This window comes from Microcoleus sp. B4-C1 (genome assembly GCF_036705285.1).
GTDB lineage: Bacteria > Cyanobacteriota > Cyanobacteriia > Cyanobacteriales > Microcoleaceae > Microcoleus.
On record NZ_JAUBUC010000209.1, the window covers coordinates 1 to 1,688 of the forward strand.

Sequence of the window (1,688 nt, forward strand, 5' to 3'; positions counted from 1 at the left end):
TTAAAAGTTTTTTTTAGTTATTTAGTAATGCACAAATTTAGGTGTTTGTCAAATTAATTTAGATGCGTTTACCCTGGATCGCCTAGAGGAGTTGCCGATAATTTCAAGTCATATTCATCACCATCATAATCTTTTGGCTTATGAACGAGGACGTAATAAGTTCCCGGCTTGAGAGTCTCGCTAAACTCTGGAACAACACCATTAGGAGGAGTGCCTGAAATGATATCAATATGTGTAGAATCGTCGCTGTTGAAATACCAGTCTTGGAACAAATAAAACCCAGTGTTTCCCATTTTTCCACTCAAAGCAAAATCTACTTTGCTTTCACTGGTAATGTTAAACTTGTAGTAATCAAAGCGGTCATTTCTATCAATAACATCATGAAAAGTTTGTGTGCCAATTAAAGTACCAATATCACGAGCCGTGTTCGGTGTATTTCCTGCATAATCTGGAGGTATTTCAAAGGGTAGGGGTACCGCACTAATTTCGATAACCCCGATCGCATTTCCAGTACCATAACCATACCAACTCGCTTGACCCGAAGGCTGCACCGTCAAATACCCGTTCTTGTAATAGTGATTAACAACCCCATTACTCACCACAGTCTTATCAAATGCCCCAGCAGATGAGGGAACTTTCCCTTGTCCGGGTTGTGGCGCATTGGGAGTAAAAGTGGCATTCAGCGTATAAGGTCGTACCAGCGTCTTCTCAGTCGAATTCCAAGTCGAATTCCAATCAGGTTCTAGCCAGTAATTGCTGGGAGTTTTCACTTCAATGTCATAGCGCCCTTTATTCAGATCGAGTTCCAACCATTGATCGGAGTTAGCAGCAACCTCAAGGCTAGCAATTGATTCCGGTCGATCGTCAGAACCAATAAACTTCTTGATGCTAACTTCCATTTTACCGTTGGGAGAATTCAAATTAATCCTGATTTTCCCCGACTCATTCACCTCCATCCCATACTTAGCAATCCGGTTGTTGAATTGTATATTGTCATAAGTGACAACACCTGATAAATTCTTTAACTCAGAAACAGCAGGCCCTGAAAAAACAGCACTTTGCAGGCTGTTCTCTAAGGAATAATAAGGCTGAGTTCTGTACTGTATATTTCCCGTAAAACTCGAAACCTTATCGGCAATAAACTGAGTTGATATGTTGTAATCCTTGAAACTAGACCCAGCGCCGTTGCCGACTTTGAGATAGTACGTCCCCGGATCGTAGAAATTGCCACCTTGAAAAGAAGTCTGTCCTTCCCCTACCATAGAAGTTTGAAGAGAAGCCCCTTTAAAGAAGGTATGAGATCCAGGCTTGCCGTCAGCTTTCGTAACAGTTACCTGCGGGGGAGTGGGAAATCCTGATACAGGGTTGAGACTGGTCAAATTCCAACTCACATAACCAGGTTCAGTCACCGTAAATTGGTAATATTTTTCAGGCTGATTCGCGTCAACCCGATCGCTATCCGAGAAATTAGTTGATACTTGTACAGTTGCAGTCGCGATCGAATTTCCACCTTTAGCAGCCCGTTCCTCCGGCGTTACCTTCCCTTGTCCACTCCAAGTATCCGGCGTTACCCAAGCTGTAGGTTTATAAACTTCCGCCACAGTCTTCTTGGCCAAATCCACCGCCGCCAACGTATTCAAAAACCCAAAACCCGTCTCATCATCCCACCCAGACGGCCCCAAATCCCT

The 1,688-nt window shown here is 43.4% G+C and carries 1 pseudogene; it reads right to left on the reverse strand.

The annotated features are described in order from the left end of the window. Positions 1–68: 68 nt before the first annotated feature. Positions 69–1,688 (reverse strand): annotated as a pseudogene (locus QUB26_RS31675) (PPC domain-containing protein); the annotation flags it as partial.